General features: G+C 35.3%; 15 protein-coding genes. 9 read left to right on the top strand and 6 right to left on the bottom strand.

The genetic code is table 11. From position 1 onward, the window contains the following. The first annotated feature begins 196 nt into the window (after nt 1-196). Nucleotides 197-1063 carry a PRC-barrel domain-containing protein gene (locus tag ACO05K_RS03770; protein WP_421943131.1) on the top strand — a complete coding sequence of 289 codons (867 nt, stop codon included), beginning with the start codon at nt 197-199 and terminating at the stop codon, nt 1061-1063. A gap of 136 nt (nt 1064-1199) precedes the next feature. Here the strand turns inward: ACO05K_RS03770 and ACO05K_RS03775 are convergent, their stop codons facing one another. Together ACO05K_RS03775 and ACO05K_RS03780 are read right to left on the bottom strand one after the other, a co-directional pair. Next, entirely contained in the window at nt 1200-2096 is an 897-nt protein-coding gene (locus tag ACO05K_RS03775) for a DMT family transporter (RefSeq protein ID WP_421943132.1), read from the bottom strand. Beyond that, entirely contained in the window at nt 2096-2641 is a 546-nt protein-coding gene (locus ACO05K_RS03780) for a GNAT family N-acetyltransferase (protein WP_421943133.1), read from the bottom strand. The genes ACO05K_RS03775 and ACO05K_RS03780 overlap by 1 nt, the downstream gene beginning before the upstream one ends. Nucleotides 2642-2713: 72 nt before the next feature. Between ACO05K_RS03780 and ACO05K_RS03785 the strand changes: the two genes are divergently transcribed. The 8 genes from ACO05K_RS03785 to ACO05K_RS03820 all read left to right on the top strand — a co-directional run bounded on the left by ACO05K_RS03785 (nt 2714) and on the right by ACO05K_RS03820 (nt 14193). After that, complete coding sequence (locus ACO05K_RS03785; RefSeq protein WP_421943134.1) at nt 2714-3574, top strand: LysR family transcriptional regulator; 861 nt, start codon at nt 2714-2716, stop codon at nt 3572-3574. Nucleotides 3575-3634: 60 nt separating this feature from the next. Continuing rightward, nucleotides 3635-4033, top strand: a complete 399-nt coding sequence (locus ACO05K_RS03790) for a hypothetical protein (RefSeq protein ID WP_421943135.1) — start codon at nt 3635-3637, stop codon at nt 4031-4033. A 141-nt stretch (nt 4034-4174) separates the two neighbouring features. Then, nucleotides 4175-8506 carry a CusA/CzcA family heavy metal efflux RND transporter gene (locus ACO05K_RS03795; protein WP_421943136.1) on the top strand — a complete coding sequence of 1444 codons (4332 nt, stop codon included), beginning with the start codon at nt 4175-4177 and terminating at the stop codon, nt 8504-8506. 1 nt (nt 8507) lies between these two features. Further along, a complete protein-coding gene (locus ACO05K_RS03800) occupies nt 8508-9635 on the top strand; it encodes an efflux RND transporter periplasmic adaptor subunit (RefSeq protein ID WP_421943137.1) in 1128 nt (375 codons plus the stop codon). 186 nt (nt 9636-9821) lie between these two features. Next, complete coding sequence (locus ACO05K_RS03805; protein ID WP_421943138.1) at nt 9822-10160, top strand: hypothetical protein; 339 nt, start codon at nt 9822-9824, stop codon at nt 10158-10160. A 191-nt stretch (nt 10161-10351) separates the two neighbouring features. Next, the gene (locus ACO05K_RS03810) at nt 10352-11356 is read left to right on the top strand and encodes an ABC transporter transmembrane domain-containing protein (RefSeq protein WP_421943139.1); all 1005 of its coding nucleotides are present in this window, start codon (nt 10352-10354) and stop codon (nt 11354-11356) included. Further along, a complete protein-coding gene (locus ACO05K_RS03815) occupies nt 11349-12710 on the top strand; it encodes an HlyD family secretion protein (RefSeq protein WP_421943140.1) in 1362 nt (453 codons plus the stop codon). The genes ACO05K_RS03810 and ACO05K_RS03815 overlap by 8 nt, the downstream gene beginning before the upstream one ends. A 22-nt stretch (nt 12711-12732) precedes the next feature. Then, nucleotides 12733-14193, top strand: coding sequence for a TolC family protein (locus ACO05K_RS03820; RefSeq protein WP_421943141.1), 1461 nt, complete (start codon nt 12733-12735; stop codon nt 14191-14193). 55 nt (nt 14194-14248) lie between these two features. Here the strand turns inward: ACO05K_RS03820 and ACO05K_RS03825 are convergent, their stop codons facing one another. Genes ACO05K_RS03825 through ACO05K_RS03840 form a run of 4 tightly spaced genes read right to left on the bottom strand, consistent with a single transcriptional unit; the run spans nt 14249 to nt 16871 of the window. Further along, entirely contained in the window at nt 14249-15265 is a 1017-nt protein-coding gene (locus ACO05K_RS03825; protein ID WP_421943142.1) for a hypothetical protein, read from the bottom strand. Nucleotides 15266-15310: 45 nt separating this feature from the next. Further along, the gene (locus ACO05K_RS03830; RefSeq protein ID WP_421943143.1) at nt 15311-15793 is read right to left on the bottom strand and encodes a hypothetical protein; all 483 of its coding nucleotides are present in this window, start codon (nt 15791-15793) and stop codon (nt 15311-15313) included. Then, on the bottom strand, nt 15772-16344 hold the full coding sequence (locus ACO05K_RS03835; RefSeq protein WP_421943144.1) for a hypothetical protein: 573 nt from the start codon (nt 16342-16344) through the stop codon (nt 15772-15774). The genes ACO05K_RS03830 and ACO05K_RS03835 overlap by 22 nt, the downstream gene beginning before the upstream one ends. Before the next feature lie 26 nt (nt 16345-16370). Beyond that, complete coding sequence (locus ACO05K_RS03840; RefSeq protein WP_421943145.1) at nt 16371-16871, bottom strand: hypothetical protein; 501 nt, start codon at nt 16869-16871, stop codon at nt 16371-16373. Nucleotides 16872-17081: the final 210 nt, after the last annotated feature.

Genomic DNA, 17081 nt, shown 5'->3' on the forward strand with positions numbered 1-17081 from the left:
AATAAAAATGTAAATTTTGTAAATACTTATTAAATAATAGTTGATAGCCAAAATTGTTGATTGAAAGTGCCCGTTATAACTTCTTACCTCAACTTCAGACGTATTTGGAATTGATTAAATTAATAAAATAAAAACCATTTCTCAAAATAGCTTGTTAGAAACAAGGGTGAATTTAAATGCCCTTAAATAAAAAGCTATGAATTCAGGAACAATTGAATATATAAATTTAGAAGAATTATCAAAGGCAGATTATAAAATCATTAGTGGTGAAGCAGACATTACCGGGTGGCCTGTAAAAGATGAAAGCGAAAATCAAATAGGTCAGGTTCGTGATTTGTTATTTGATCCAGAACAAAATGCAATCCGCTATATTGTAGTTGATCTTAATCCGGAAGTAGCGCCTGATGGCGAGAAAGCAATACTGATTCCGATTGGCTTTGCAGATTTAGCTAAAGACAAAAAAGAAGTAGTTATTCCAGTTTTGCATCAGCACCAGCTCGAAGAAATGCCGCAATATATTATTGGCGAAGTGAGTAGGGAAACAGAAAATAAGATTAGAACTGCCATTGGGAGCCCAGCTGCCTTGAGAATTGAAGAGGAGATTGTAGAACTTGATGAACATACGGAGCAATTCTATCAACATCACCATTTTGACAGGGGTAGACGTCCATCCAAAACGGATGAAGTATCGGTTGAAGAGAACAATTCCACATCAAGTGGTAACGATAGGGAGGAAGAAGCTTTGAAAATTCATCATATGGTCACAGATTCAAACCTTGAAACTGCACATCAAACGAAAGAATTTACAGAGCATGTTACAACAAGTGAAACTAAATCGACTGAATCCTTCAAAATTAATACACCAGAGGGTAGTTACGATATCGAACCTCATGAGAATGGAACCTACAGAATTATGGATGGTGAAAGAAAAATTGGTGTAATTTATCCAGAGGCTGGTGAACAAGGTACGCAATGGAAAAGTATGGATGAGATTGGTAGTCGTTTTACCACGATGATTGGAGAAGCAATCACTTCTCATCATAACGCAGTAAGTGGAGTATAAATTAAACCAGTTTATGGTTAATAATTTTTCAAGGCTGGTCGGTTTTTTTAAAACGACCAGCCTTTTATTTATAATGTATTTCTATTTTCATCCGATGAACTGTTAGGTATAGTTATTTCATCTTTATCGGATTGAATTAAATTATTTCCTCAACACAAAGCTTTCCTGTTTTTCTCCACTTTAACTTAAGCTCTGAAATTAAGGTTGCTGTAAAAATTAATGCTCCACCAATTAACAATCGCGAAGTTATATTTTCTCCAAGGATGAAATAAGCTGCGATTGCTCCAAACACAGGTTCGAATAAGTAAATGATAGAAACCCGTTCTGCACTGATGTATTTCTGAGCAATGTTTGATACGCTGTACATATAAGCGGTAGAAAATAAAGCACAGAAAACGATTCCAATCCAGAAATTGTTTTGTTCAGGTATCCACACAATGTTTTGCTGACTGCTAAAAATCAGTAAAAAAGTAAATAAAGAGCAACTTGCAAACATCGGCACAATGGTAGGGATGATATTTCCTTTTTTCGATGCTTTTTCGACCTGAATAAGATATACAGCAAAGCAAAAAGCACCAATTATTGTATATACATCGCCAATACCGATGCTTAAATTGTCAGTTACTGAGATTACAAACAAGCCAATTAACGCTACAAAAGCGGCAATCCATATTTTTAAGGGTGCTGCATTTCGGTAAAATACCAGTTTAAAAACGGGAATAATTACAACAGTTATACCTGCAACGAACGAACATTGCGATGCCGAGGTATTTGTAATGCCTAATGTTTGCAAATAAATACCCGCCACCAGTGGAACTGCTAAAACGGCACCTGTTTTTATTGATTTTGCCCCGATGTTTTTAACGTGTTTCCAGAATACTAAGGTTAACACTAAAGTTGCCAGTAGAAATCGATAAAACAGAAACAAAGCCGATTGATTTGGACCGATTGCGAGTTTAGTCACAGAAAATGAAATGCCCCAGAAAGCTGTGCCTAATATCAATAACAATAAATAAAAATTCTTTTTTTCCATTAAATTTTTGCAGTATTCTCGTTCCCAGTTAACATTTTTTTCATCATCAAATCGGTTTGGATATCATTTCCCAGTTTAAAAATGTGCTTATCAAACACTACAAATCCATTTTTTTTGTAGAAACTTTGCGCTCTATCATTGTGTACCCAAACGCCAAGCCATACAAATGCTGCATTCATGTTTTGGGCAATATCAATCGCTTTTTGATAGAACATTTGCCCAACCTTTTTGCCATGAAATTCTTTCATTACATAAATGCGCTCGATTTCAAAAGCATTAATGTCAATATTTTCTGTTTGTGCCGAGCGAACATTAATTTTTAAATAACCAACAATTCTTTCATCTGATAAGGCAAAGTAAATCTGCGAATCCTTATTGGTAAGCTCGATATTAAGCTTTTCTTCAGCAAAACTTTGCTCCAGGTAATTTTGCATATCTTCTTCGCTATTTAGATGTGCAAAAGATTCACTAAAGGTAAAACGACCAATTTCTTGAAGCTTCTTAACATCACCAGGTTTGGCTCGTTCAATAACTATACTTTCCATGGTGCGAATGTAACAGAACTTTAAATGTTTTAAAATGCTATATTTTCATTTATTAATGCATAAATTGCATTAATGGATTTGCAAAAGATTAAATATTTTTTGGCGCTTTCTGAGCAGCTTCACTATTGGAAAACAGCCGAAAAAGTTAGCATTACGCAATCGGCTTTGAGCAGGCAGATTCAAGCGCTAGAAAATGAATTAGGTTTACAACTATTTGAGCGCAATAAGAGAAATGTTAAACTTACTCCGGCAGGCAATTTTTTAAAAGAAAAGTGGACGCTTGAGTTGAGCGAACTGGAGTACATTCATCAGTTTGCAAAGCAGATACATTTAGGCGAACGCGGAACCATTACAATTGCGCATCCTGATTCAATTTCTGCATCAATTATGCCTGAGATTTTAGAAAAAATTACCCGATTATTCCCTCAATTGCAGATAAAGCTGGTACAGGTTTTATACGAGAATCAATTAGAATTTTTAAAAAATTACAAAATAGATTTAGCCATTACCAGAGATATTAACAGTTCCGCTGGAATAAAATCTAAAAAATTATATAGCGATAATTTAGCTTTGGTGGTTCCGATAGACCATCCTTTCAACATTCTTGAAGATTTATCGGCTGAAAGCCTAAAACAACAAAAATTTATTTTGCCAACTAAAGATGAGGGGAGCAGCTACAGCGAAATAATTCAGGCTTTATTTAAACATTATGATTTTGTTCCGGATGTATTTTTGCATTCAGAATTTGGTTCAACAATTATAGCTTTGGTAAGGCAGGGTTTGGGTATTGCCATCTTGCCTGATTCATACTTACATCATCAAAGTCCGGGAATAAGATTTATTCCTTTACCTTTTAAAACTGATATTTACATTAATTGGCGGGCTGATGATCATAATCCTGTTCTATCAAATATTCTGAATCTTATTTTTTAATTTAAGTAACAATTACCAAGATTTCTTGCTTTTGAAGCTCAATTCACTAATTTTGGGGCGTTGAAAAGATTAATACACATATTGCTGATAAGTTTTTACCTGTTTTCTACTACAGAATTGCAGGAGTTAGCGAGATTACCTGTATTATTTCAACATTTCTTTGAGCATAAGGGCATTGATAAGAATATGACCTTTGTAGCTTATCTCGAACATCATTATGGAAGCATTCCACATACAGATAACGATGAAGACAGAGATAACCAGTTACCTTTTAAAACCCATAGTTTTTGCGCTGCAAATATTTTAAGTCCAGCATTGCCACCATCTTTTGGCTTAACGCTTAAAAAGGCATATCAGTTTATTCCCGAACAAAAAATAATTTTAAATAACGATTGTGTTATTCATTCGGCCTATGCCGGAAAAATCTGGCAACCGCCAAAGTCTTTAATCCTTTCTTAATTTTTAGCTTTTTAGTTGATTAGTTTTTAGATTTCTATTGTTCATTTTTTCGACCGTTGTCGAGAAATTTTACTTCAATAGTTTTCAAATCTTATCAACTGGCAAATTCCAGATTAGAAACGATTAATCCCTAATTTTTCCATGTTAAATCGAATTATTGAGTTTTCCGTTAGGAATAAACTCATTATTGGGCTATTTACGCTTAGCCTTATTATTTATGGTAGTTTTGAATTATTCAAATTACCAATTGATGCTGTACCCGATATTACCAATAATCAGGTTCAGATTATTACCACAGCGCCATCTTATGGCGCAACTGATATAGAACGTTTAGTAACTTTCCCTGTTGAGCAGGCGAATAGTAACATTGCCGGAATAAAAGAAATTCGTAGCTACAGCCGCTTCGGACTTTCTTTAGTAACGTTGGTTTTTAATGATGATGTTGACGTTTACTGGGCAAGACAGCAAGTAGCCGAAAGATTACTTGTTGTGCAGGAGCAAATTCCGCAAGGTATTGGAAAACCAGAAATGGGACCAATTTCTACAGGTTTAGGTGAGATTTATCAGTATGCTGTGAAGCCGAAAAAGGGCTACGAACGCAAGTATGATATCACCGAGCTTAGAACCATACAAGATTGGATTGTTAGAAGGCAACTTTTAGGCGTTAAAGGTGTGGCTGAAGTAAGTAGCTTCGGCGGTAAGTTAAAACAATACCAGGTAACGGTAAACCCTAATAAACTTCTTGCCCATAAAGTTACCATAAGTGATATTTTTAATGCACTAGAAAGTAATAACCAAAATACTGGCGGAGCTTATATTGAAAAGCAGGCAACTGTACAATACATCCGTACGGAAGGATTAATTGGCAACAAAGATGATATTGAAAATATTGTTGTAAAAAGTAATCCCGAAGGTACACCATTACTTATTAGAGATGTTGCAAATGTAGAAACAGGTTTTGCAACGAGATATGGCGCACTTACCTTTAATAATGAGGGAGAAGTTTCTGGCGCAATTGTAATGATGCTTAAAGGTGCAAACAGTAATGTTGTGGTTAAGGATATTAAAGCGAAGATTAAGCAAATTAGCGAAACCTTACCCGAGGGTGTTGAAATTGTACCCTTTTTAGATAGAACCAGCATGGTTAACAATGCAATCAGCACGGTTGAAACCAATCTTTTAGAAGGAGCTTTAATTGTAGTTTTCGTACTGGTTATCTTCCTTGGTAATTTTAGAGCTGGTTTAATTGTTGCCTCAGTTATTCCACTTTCTATGCTTTTTGCCATCATTATGATGAACATATTCGGCGTAAGCGGAAACCTGATGAGTTTAGGCGCATTGGATTTCGGTTTAATCGTTGATGGCGCCGTTATTATTGTAGAGGCTGTAATGCACCAACTCGCACATAGTAAAAAGTTTGCGGGCATCTCCATTTTAAAACAAAATGAGATGGATTCTGAAGTGAAAAGTGCTTCATCTAAAATGATGAATAGTGCTGTTTTTGGTCAGATTATTATCCTTATCGTTTACCTGCCAATTTTTAGTTTGCAGGGCATAGAAGGTAAAATGTTTAAGCCAATGGCTCAAACGGTAGCTTTTGCCTTGTTAGGTGCTTTTATCTTATCGTTAACTTATATCCCGATGATAAGCAGTTTGCTTCTTAGTAAAAAAATTAAAACTAAAGCAAATATTGCCGATAAAGGGATGGAGAAAATAGAAAACAGATATGGTATCTGGTTAAATAAAATTCTCGGTTTCCCGAAAACGGTAATTACAATCGTAGTTGTACTTTTTACCATTGCAGTTTTTATCCTAACTAATTTAGGGGGAGAATTTATACCATCAATTGAAGAAGGAGATTATGCGGTTGAAACCCGTGTGCTTTCTGGTAGTAACCTGAATACATCAATAGAAAACATTCAGAAAGTTGCAGGGATATTGAAATATCGTTTTCCGGAGGTTAAAAATATAGTGACTAAAATAGGAAGCAGCGAAGTGCCAACAGAACCATTACCAATGGATATGGGTGATATGATTATCAACCTCAAACCTAAAAAGGAATGGACATCGGCTGATAATTTTAAGGATTTAACTTCAAAGATGGAGAAAGTGGCAAGCGAGATTCCGGGTGTTACAACCAGTTTTCAGTTTCCGGTGCAGATGAGGTTTAATGAGTTAATGACGGGTGCAAGACAGGATGTGGTTTGTAAAATCTTTGGGGAAGATTTTGATACTTTGGCGATTTATGCAAAACAGGTTGGTAATCTACTGCGCAAAATTGATGGAACTACAGATATTTATGTAGAACAGATTTCGGGTACACCACAAATTGTTGTTCAATACAACAGAGCTGTAATTGTGCAATACGGCTTAAATATTTCTGATATCAATAGAAATGTAAATACTGCTTTTGCCGGGCAAAGTACAGGTTTGGTTTTTGAAGGAGAAAAGCGTTTCGATTTGGTTGTAAAACTACAGAACGACCAACGTAGAAGCATTCTTGATGTGCAGCGACTGCTAATCCCAGCTCCGAATGGTAACCAAATTCCATTGAGTCAACTGGCTCAGGTTTCTTTAGTGAATAGTCCGAGCCAGATACAGAGAGAAGATACAAAACGCCGCATTCTGGTTGGCTTTAACGTTAGCGGTCGGGATGTAGAAAGTATTGTAAATGAATTACAAGAGAAAGTAAAAGCTGAAATAAAACTGCCTACAGGATACACGGTTAACTATGGCGGTTCATTTCAAAATCTTAATGAAGCAAAATCGAGGTTAATGATTGCGGTACCAGTATCGCTTATTCTAATTTTTCTGTTGCTATACTTTGCTTTCGGTTCGATAAAATATGGCTTATTAATTTACACCGCAATACCATTATCTGCAATAGGTGGAATTTTCCTGCTTGCGTTAAGAGGTCTACCTTTTAGTATTAGTGCTGGTGTTGGCTTTATCGCCTTATTTGGTGTTGCCGTATTGAACGGAATTGTATTGGTTGCAGAATTTAATAACATTAAAAAATCAGGAGAAAAGGATATGAAAAAGGTAGTGATGAAGGGAACAAAAACCCGTTTAAGACCAGTATTAATGACTGCCTTTGTAGCTTCGTTAGGCTTTTTGCCAATGGCATTAAGTAACGGAGCTGGAGCAGCGGTGCAAAGACCATTGGCAACCGTTGTAATTGGCGGTTTAATTATTGCTACTTTATTAACACTTTTTGTACTTCCCATTTTATATGTAACCTTCGAGAAAGGCATAAAATTGAAGAAAAGTGTAATTACAGCTTCTACAATTGTTTTGATTTGTCTTTGCTCAATCCAGTCGAATGCTCAAAAACCAATTACGCTGCCTCAGGCTTTGGATAGTTTGTATAAAAACAATCTGAGTTTAAAAAGCAGTCAGCTAAGGGCAAATCACAGTCAGGCTTTAAGTAAAACGGCAACCACAATTGCGCCTTTAAGCATTAATGGCGAATATGGTAAGTACAACAGCGACTTAACTGATAATAAATTAAGTGTAATTCAAGGTTTTAACTTACCTGCTGTTTATGCAAGGCAAAAGGACAAGCTTTTAGCAGAATGGAAAAGCACTGTTATACAACAAGATTTGAATAAAATTGAGTTAACCCGACTTTGCTCACAGCTGTTTTACGATTTAGTAATTGTGAAAGAACTTCAAAAAACTTACCTGCAAGCCGATAGTAACTATAGCAAATTACAACGATTGGCAAGTTTAAGACTTAAAGCCGGAGAAAGTAATTTACTGGAGAAGGCAAATGCAGATAATCAGCTGTTGCAGGTTTCTACTAAACTTAGGCAATTAGAAGTCGAAGAATCTTTATTGCAGCAACAGTTTTCATTTCTGTTAAATTCCACTACTATTTTTTCGCCAAAGGCGGATGATTTAAAATCGAAATTGCAGTTTATCGATACACTTGCGCTTAAAAACCACCCTGAAATTAAGCTGAGACAGCAAGAGGAGCAAACCGCATTGGCAAGCACCAAAGTAGAAAAATCGAAACTTTTACCAGAAATAAATTTGGGTTACAACTCTACTACATTAAGAGATGGTGTGAAATATGGTACAGATAATCGATTTCAATCGGTGCAACTTGGTTTAAATATTCCATTGCTTGGTGGTTCGCAGCGCAATAAAGTGAAATCGGCGAAGGTTTATGAAGATTTTATCAAAGCTGAAACCAACTTAAAAACAAAACAATTATCAAGCTTACTAAAAGCCACGTATCAGCAATATTTGCAACAGCTAGTAATTGTAGATGAGCTAGAAACCAAGGGATTAAAAACAGTGGTTGATATTAATACTACTTTAAGCAGTCAGCTAAAAAACGGTGCAATTAATTACCTGGAATATACCTTGTTAAACAATGAAACGATTAGCATCAGGGATAAATATTTCGATGCCATCAAAAAGCTAAACACAACAATTATCGAATTAAATTATCTGTTAGGCCAATAAAATGAAATATCAAAAATATCTGTTAATGCTGGCAATTTGTACTACGTATGCTTGTACAAATAAGGTTAAAGATGAAGAGGTTAAAGAATTGCCAAAAGAAAATGAAGTGAGTTTAACTGATGCTCAATTTGCTAATATTGGTCTTCAGGTAGCAGAACCCGAATGGGGCGAAACAAGTGAAGTCTTGAAATTGCAGGGGAAAATAGATGTACCGCCTCAAAATCTGATTTCGATTAGTGTTCCATTGGGTGGTTACTTAAAACACACGAGTATGTTGCCTGGAACTCATGTTAAAAAAGGACAGGTTATCGCCATCATGGAAGATCCGCAATACATTCAATTGCAGCAAGATTTTTTAAGCATCGCTAATAAACTTCACTATGCAGAATTAGAGTTAAATCGCCAGAAAGAACTTAATATTAATAAAGCTAATAGTGATAAAACGTTGCAATCGGCAGAAATTGAGTATAAAAATCTTCGTGTGGATCATACTGCACTGTTAGAAAAACTTAAGTTGATTAATGTTAATGCCGGGAGTTTAAAGAATGGCAAAATATCGAAAGCTATTAATTTATATTCGCCAATTGATGGTTATGTAAGCAAAGTAAATGTTAATATTGGTAAGTACGTTACTCCATCTGATGTGTTGTTCGAACTGATTAATCCTAGCGATATCCATTTAAACCTTACGGTTTTTGAAAAAGATCTTAATAAAATAAATATGGGGCAGCAGGTGATAACTTATAACAATATAAAACCTGATGTGAAATACGAAGCAGAAGTGATACTAATTGGACATAATGTAGCGGATGGCGGAAGCAGCGAAGTTCATTGTCATTTTGAAAAATATGATAAAAGCCTTGTTCCGGGCATGTACATGAACGCTGAACTGAAGTTTAAAAATCAAAAAGTGCAGTTATTACCAGAGGAAGCCGTAGTCAGCTTTGAAAATAAAGATTTCGTTTTTGAGCAACTGGCAAAGAATAAGTACAAAATGACTGCAATTACTTCAGGAGAAATAGCTAATAACAAAATTGCAATTCATAATGATTTAAGCGGAAAAAAGATAGTAACAAAAGGTGCTTATTCTTTATTAATGAAACTTAAAAATACGAGCGACGAAGAATAGCTTATTAAAATGATGGTAACCTTTCTTTGATTTTCTTTTAAAGGATATAAAAGGTAGGTTACCTAAATTATAAGTTTTTATACATTTTATATTTCTGATATTCAAATGATAAACCCTTGTTTTTGATAACAATTATGTGATGTTATGCTTTGGTAAAGCGTATTAGCACTATATTTGTATTCTCTAATGATGCAACGGTTAAGAAATAGATTTTTGAAGAGCACTTTTGGTTTTATGCTTTTAGGCATATTAACACTTAAGGTTTTAGCGTTTTCAATTTCTTGTTTTTCTCCGAATGGAAATGCCCTTGCAATCGAAAAATCTACGGAAGAAAATAAAGATAAAGAAGAAGAAGCTTGCGAAAAGAACAAGAAAAAATTAGTTCTCTACGAATTTTCAAGTCTTGTACCACAATCTCTTGTGCTTACTAATTTTTTACCAATCAAAATTGATTCTTTCAGAATCATAATTAGTGTTGAACCGCCAAAAACGGTACCAACACCGCCTCCTAACTACTTTTGCTAATTATCACTAGTTGCTAATTTAGCCTATCATTATTTAAATTTTCTTTGTTTGGGTACATCTCAATCGCTGAAAATCTTTTTAAATCGGGTAAAACATTGAATCATATTCTGTTGTTAAGTCTCGTAAATTTTAACTTCAATCTTTAGTAAAAAGGTCGAAAATCAGGGAAATTGTTTATCAATACTGTTTAAATGAAAAATCATCAGGTTGCCGGTGCGCCAACACCTTGGCAAAGATTGGTGCGAATGCTTCATCTGGAGCGTAAAACCATCAATTACATTTTAATATATGCCATGTTAATTGGTTTAATCGGCTTGTCGTTACCATTAGGTACAAATGCCGTATTTAACCTTTTATCAAATGGAGCCATGTACAGCTCAACCTATATACTTATTGCGGTTATCTTAACCGGGATTGTTGTGGGTGGTACTTTGCTCATAGGGCAATTAACTTTAGTAGAGTTTTTAGAGCAAAAAATATTTACCAAAGCAGCTTTAGAGTTTGCTTTCCGCTTACCGCGGATTAAGAAAAAAGCTTTAGAAGGTGAAAATCCTTCAGAGCTTATTAATCGGTTTTTCGATATTTTAACCATCCAAAAAGGGTTAACTAAACTATTGGTAGACATTGTTGCCGCTGCGGTTCAAATATTTTTTAGTGTTATTTTACTTTCCTTTTATCACCCTGTGTTTATGGTATTTGGCATGTTTGTTCTTGCTGTTATCATCTTGATTTTGTTTCTATACTACCGTCAGGGTGTGCAAACCAGTATCGAAGAATCTAGCTATAAATATGAAGTTGTAGGGTATCTGGAAGAGATTGCCAGCGATTTAGATACTTATCGCCAAAGCAGCCAAAAAAGAAAAGAAATTATTAATCGTACTGATGAAATAACGGCCAACTATATCCAGGCTCGTAATCAGCATTTTGGAGTTTTAAAAAGATTCTTTGTTACTGCTGTTGCAATGAGAACTGTATTAATGGGGGCGTTATTGCTCTTAGGTTCTTACTTTGTTTTCGAACGTCAAATGACTTTCGGTCAATTCGTTGCTGCAGAGGTAATTATAGTTCAGATTAGCTATGCTATTGAAAAATTGATGACAAATTTAAATACCGTGTTTGATATGGTAACAGGTAGTGAAAAACTTGCTGTTGTAACCGATCTTGAATTAGAGGAAGGAGATTCAAACCATGGGTGAGATTAGTAACAACTTAGCTCAGCTTAAGAATTGGGAAGAACTTTCAGTACATGCTAATAGCAGAATTATTGATGCTAAAGGCCCAAAAAGGTTAGGTAGAATAATGCTTTTTATCTTTGCTTTTTTCTTCATCCTTTTGTTTTTACCATACCGTCAAACCATTCCGGGTAGAGGAACGGTTACGGCATTACGTCCTGAAGACAGACCGCAAACTGTTCAAAACCAAATTGGTGGACGAATAGAACATTGGGCGGTAAGAGAAGGACAGGAAGTTAAAAAAGGAGATACTATACTTGTGATTTCTGAAACCAGTCAATCTTATTTCGACCCGGAATTGCCAACGCGTTTAAACGAACAACTTGATGCCAAACGTGGAAGTGAAACTGCTGCGGTTCAAAAAATTGATGCCACAAAAGCACAAATGACGGCCATGACCAGCGGACTTCGTTTTCAGATGAAAGCTGCCGAAAATAAAGTTCTTCAGGCAAGAAACTACGTAAGCATTGATAGTGCAGACCTTTTGGCCGTTAGAAAATTCTATGAAACTACAAAGGTTCGATTAGAACGTTATGAAACCGGTTACAAAAACGGACTGTTTTCGCTAACAGATATTGAAACCCGCAGACTGAAATTGCAGGAAGATAATGCTAAAGTAATCAGTCAACAGAACAAGCTTAGCAACTCTGCGCAAAATCTTTTAAATGCTTCTATCGAGCTTGATAACATAAGAGCAAAGTATCAGGAGTCTATGTCTAAAGCACAATCAGATATGAGTTCTGCCATTTCGAGCAAAGCAAGTGCACAAGGTGATATTGCAAAATTGAGAAACGATATTTCAAACATCAGCATAAGAAGAGGTTTGTATGTAGTTAGAGCTCCACAAGATGGATATGTTGTAAAAACGCTTAAAGCAGGTATCGGCGAAAATATTAAAGAAGGCGAATCGGTTGCTACTCTACAACCAAAATCACCTATGGTAGCTGCTGAATTATACGTAAGCGCTATGGATGTTCCACTAATTCTGGATACAGGAGATGTACGTTTACAGTTTGAAGGTTGGCCTTCAGTTCAGTTTTCTGGCTGGCCATCTGTTGCGGTTGGTACATTTGCAGGAAAAGTATTTTCTATTGATAAAGTGAGTAGTGCTGGTGGTAATTATCGCTTGTTAATCAGTCAAACTAATCCGGTTCCAACTAATGATGACCCATGGCCACCGCAGTTAAGACAAGGTTCTGGTGTTTACGGACGCATAATTTTAAGATCGGTTCCGCTTTGGTATGAAATCTGGCGACAGCTAAACGGTTTTCCGCCAAGTTTAGAAAAGGAACCAACCGAAAGTAAGGATAAGAAATAGGGACGGAGGTTATACAATGAAGATGTCTTTAAAGAAATTTTTAACGCTTACTGCAATTTTTATGTTGGTATTTGCTAACATAAACTTTGCACAAACAAATGCAGCTCAGCCGGTAGATACAGCCAAAATTTTTGCTTTAGATGATTTGCAACTTTTAGTTTTTAGGTATCATCCAATAATTAAGCAGGCAGCACTTTTGAGCGAATCTGCAAGGGCAAATGTTTTGCAATCATTGGGTTATTTCGATCCGGCATTAAAAGCAGGTTTTGGTAGAAAGCTTTTCGGTGATACTGAATATTACAATAAGTGGAATAGTGAATTAAAAATCCCACTTTGGTTAGCAGGTGCTGATTTAAAAGTAGGTTACGATCGTAATGTTGGGACATATGTAAATCCAGAGAGCCGAACCAATGGCGATGGTTTATCTGCAATTGGTTTAAGCATTCCTTTAGGTCAGGGTTTAATTATTGATGCTCGTCGTAGTACATTAAGGCAATCGAAAGTAATGGTGCAATACGCCGAAGCGGAGCAGTTAAAGCAAATTAACAGCGTTTGGTACAACATTGTTAAAGATTATTGGAGCTGGTATTATGCCTATAAACAATATCAATTGGTTAACGAAGGTGTCGATTTAGCTCAACGCAGGTTTCAGGCTTTGAGTGCGCAAACGGTAATAGGAGATAAGCCGGCAATCGATTCGGTAGAGGCTTATATTACGGTGCAAGAACGTATCATCCAAAAGGAAAAAACAGCGATAGAATTGCAAAATGCCAGGCTGGTTTTATCGAACCATTTGTGGAATGAAGATGGAAATCCGTTAGAAGTACCAATGGATGCATTACCACAATTTGTATCAGAGGCAATTCCTCGTCCAAATCCTTTGATTTTAGATACACTTATCGGGCAGGCTGCAAATCAGCATCCAGAACTTGTAAAACTGAGAAGTAAAAGCGCTCAACTTGAAATTGAAAAAAGCTACAGGCAAGAATTATTGAAGCCTAAATTAAATGTAATTGGAAATTTAATTTCGAGCCGAACAGATTTTAGCAATACCGTTCCGGGATATTATGATTTTAACTGGAGCAATTATAAGATAGGTATAGAGTTTGCTTTTCCTTTGTTTCTACGCTCTGAACGTGGAAAACTTCGTGAGGTGAAGATAAAGCAGCAAGAAAATAATTACGATTTACAGCAATCTGGGCGAGAAATTCGAAATAATATTATGGCTTCGTACAATGATTTATCAGCGTATTCTTCACAGCTGAATGTTCAGGTTCAAAGTATTAAAAACCAACAGATTTTGGTTAATGGCGAAAACCAGAAATTTAACCTTGGTGAGAGTACTTTATTTTTAATTAACAGCCGCGAAACTAAGCTAATTGATATGAAAATAAAGCAAGAAAGTATGGTAGCAAGTTATCAGAAAACCCTTGCCGAATTATACTACAAAGCCGGAACCAGACAATTTGTTTTTCAGAATTAGAGTTTAAGATTAAATAGTAAATACACCTTCATTTAAATATAGTGAAGGTGTATTTTTATTTTGGAGGGAAATTAATTAATGCTTCGGCGGGTTTAATTAAGGGATATTGCCAACTATGTTGTTGATTAGCGTTATTATTTTGCTTTCCATCTCTTTCTGTTGCTTTATTATAATTCAATATTAAATACGTTTTTTCCATTCCGGATAAATACTTAAAGTCAAACGTGTAAGCCGTTTTTTCTAATATAGAATTTGAAGTACTTATTAGTTTTCCCCATTCATCGTTCCTTCCGGTTGCACTTTTTGTCCATGTTTCAGTTTTACCTTCAGCAGGTGTTATGGTTAGGGTATTATTCTTAACAAGCCAGGTTCCGTTTTCACGTTTAAAGCCAATATTTTTATGGTACGCCGGGAAGTTTTTTTCGTAGAAAGTGTAGGTTCCATCATTGTTAAATTTATATTCTTTTCTAAAATAACCTCCGGTGGTTTGTGGCATACCATTTATAAAACCAGATGTTTCATTAATGTAAATGCTCCAAACTCCGATAATTTGTGAAGATGATTTGCTTTCGCTTGCAGTTTGAGAGGAAAGCATTATTTCTGAATTTAATTTAATACTTGCAATTAAATTCTTAAAATCTTCCAGGTAATCTTTTGCCGACATATTGCACATAATACTTAAGCAAGTTTTTCCATTACTAAACGTTGTAAGCACTGTCAATACCTTATTTCCGTTGAACATCCAATTCCCAGAGCGATTTTTTATTGCCCATCCATTTATAGAATCCTGACTCGATGTTTCATCATCTTCAACAATACGTAGTGCTAAAACTAAAGCTTCCCATTCTGCATTACTGTCGCTATCAATATCACCTTTGCTTGTTGTACTATTATAAATTGCAATCTGTCCCCAATTATTCCCGTCAATTTTCGAATAAGATATAGGAGCAGTTGTATTTTCCTTTTTCCAATTTTTCGGTGGCTGATAATATACGATATCATAGGTTTCGCTTTGCGCAAAAGAAATAAAGCAGATTAATGTGAGCAAAGTAAATATAATCGAGGTCTTCATTTTTTTTAATGATTTATATTTTAGCTAAATAATCGGCTTTTAAAATTATTTCTGCCTAGGAGGATAATCAATTAGCGAATCTAATTTTCTAAAGCTGTAATGAAATGCAAGCGGCTCATTCGGAGCGTTAAATTTTCCTCCATCTCTTTGTGTAGGTTTAGCAGAACTTAGAACTATAGAATTACTGTAGTTTGGGTCGTAAATTATTTTGAAAGTATAGGTTACGTTCTCTAATTTATAATCAAAAGCCTTAATGTATTTCCCCCAATCTTTAGAACTTGCTGTTTTTTCCCAAAATTCTCCCTTTCCATTTTTTGGATTGATGGTTATTTGGTTGCCATTAATAGTGTAAGTTCCAGTTTCGTTAATGTAGAGGATATCCTTAGTTTTTGTAATCCATTGCTTGTTTCTAAAAATATAAGTATTGTCTTTATTAAATACATATTCCTTTCTCAGATATCCTGCTGTGTATTTTGGAGTACCATTAATATAACTTCCTGCTGATTCTAAGCTGTAATCTGTCCACAAACAATAATGGAGTTTTCATTTTCTTTAACATCTAAATCAGCATTTTCAGAGGTTTTTTTTGAAGCAGATATATTTGAACCATCAGTAATATTTAATGTGTTAATTAACGTTTGATACTCTTTGAAATAAGGCAAAGCAGTGGCATTACATAATATTGCAACACTAATTTTCTCATTACTATAAACCGTAAGTATTGATGCAACATTAACTCCATCGTATTGCCAGTTCCCGCTGCCACTCATTACAAACCAGCCATGTTCAAATTTAGGTTCTGTTTTTTGTGCAGATGAAATGTTTCTTCCTGTAGAAACCAATTCTTCCCAATCCTTATCAAAATCACTTTTTACATCTCCTTTGCTATTCTGATGCTTGTAAATTCCAATTTGTGCCCAATTTTTTCCATCTACCCGAACATAAGCTATACTGCTATTGTTCTGCTTAACTGACCAGTTTTTAGGCGGATTATAAGTAACAATATCAAAGGTGTTTTGCCGGGCGAAAGTTTCCAAAACATTTGTGGCAAATAGCACAAATAAAATTAATGTTCTCATTTTTTTAAACAGAATTAGAATGTTATTTAAAATCCTACCCAGGCCTTTTTATTCTCAGCATCCCAACCATTTTTACTGCTTACAGTAGTTCTGCCCATTCTATCTGTGGCAAAATATGTCCATCCAATTCTGGTGGCCGTTAATTGCAGATTTGTGAAGCCATTTCTGTCAGCACATTGGTTAACAGCAATATCTTCCAGGTTAATTTTATAGGTTACGGTTCGTTTTTCGGCATTAATTGTGGTTACCGTAATCTCTGCCGAGCGAAGTTTTTGTGCCCCATTTAATGCGTTTCTAAAAACACCACTTGCAGTACTAATTGGAATAGCAAAACTTATTGTGTTGTTATTATTTGCACTGTTTGCAACCAAATTACTTATCTCCAGTTGTCTTTCGTAACCTCTGGTAAGTGCATCGCCTTTAATTATTGCACCATCTGTATTGGTAAATTTGCCAAAGTTTTCTGTACCACGTTGTGCAAAAATTGTAAGTGGCAAAAACAGTAAAATTGTTAAAAAGATTTTCATAAAATAATTGTTTAAATTAAATAATGAACTAAAGTTAACCTGCTGTTTATTAATAATGTATCCTGCGAAAATGGGATATTTAAATCTGAGATTATATCTTTTTAGAAGCGCAAAATCATTGCTCATCGGAGGCGAAAGTCCCGCCAACGCTGCAAGTCCTCATTTCGCTGCGCTTCATTGTGGGCTTTTCGCTATGTCGGGGCTAGGTTA

Origin of the sequence: Pedobacter sp. (genome assembly GCF_965227205.1) — a bacterium.
In the GTDB taxonomy this organism is placed as follows: Bacteria; Bacteroidota; Bacteroidia; order Sphingobacteriales; family Sphingobacteriaceae; genus Pedobacter.

Excerpts from the sequence above, each read along its gene's own strand:
- ACO05K_RS03770 (WP_421943131.1), top strand. The coding sequence starts at position 197 with ATGAATTCAGGAACAATTGAATATATAAATTTAGAAGAATTATCAAAG.
- ACO05K_RS03775 (WP_421943132.1), bottom strand. The coding sequence starts at position 2,096 with ATGGAAAAAAAGAATTTTTATTTATTGTTATTGATATTAGGCACAGCT.
- ACO05K_RS03780 (WP_421943133.1), bottom strand. The coding sequence starts at position 2,641 with ATGGAAAGTATAGTTATTGAACGAGCCAAACCTGGTGATGTTAAGAAG.
- ACO05K_RS03785 (WP_421943134.1), top strand. The coding sequence starts at position 2,714 with ATGGATTTGCAAAAGATTAAATATTTTTTGGCGCTTTCTGAGCAGCTT.
- ACO05K_RS03795 (WP_421943136.1), top strand. The coding sequence starts at position 4,175 with ATGTTAAATCGAATTATTGAGTTTTCCGTTAGGAATAAACTCATTATT.
- ACO05K_RS03800 (WP_421943137.1), top strand. The coding sequence starts at position 8,508 with ATGAAATATCAAAAATATCTGTTAATGCTGGCAATTTGTACTACGTAT.
- ACO05K_RS03805 (WP_421943138.1), top strand. The coding sequence starts at position 9,822 with ATGATGCAACGGTTAAGAAATAGATTTTTGAAGAGCACTTTTGGTTTT.
- ACO05K_RS03810 (WP_421943139.1), top strand. The coding sequence starts at position 10,352 with ATGAAAAATCATCAGGTTGCCGGTGCGCCAACACCTTGGCAAAGATTG.
- ACO05K_RS03815 (WP_421943140.1), top strand. The coding sequence starts at position 11,349 with ATGGGTGAGATTAGTAACAACTTAGCTCAGCTTAAGAATTGGGAAGAA.
- ACO05K_RS03820 (WP_421943141.1), top strand. The coding sequence starts at position 12,733 with ATGTCTTTAAAGAAATTTTTAACGCTTACTGCAATTTTTATGTTGGTA.
- ACO05K_RS03825 (WP_421943142.1), bottom strand. The coding sequence starts at position 15,265 with ATGAAGACCTCGATTATATTTACTTTGCTCACATTAATCTGCTTTATT.
- ACO05K_RS03835 (WP_421943144.1), bottom strand. The coding sequence starts at position 16,344 with ATGAGAACATTAATTTTATTTGTGCTATTTGCCACAAATGTTTTGGAA.
- ACO05K_RS03840 (WP_421943145.1), bottom strand. The coding sequence starts at position 16,871 with ATGAAAATCTTTTTAACAATTTTACTGTTTTTGCCACTTACAATTTTT.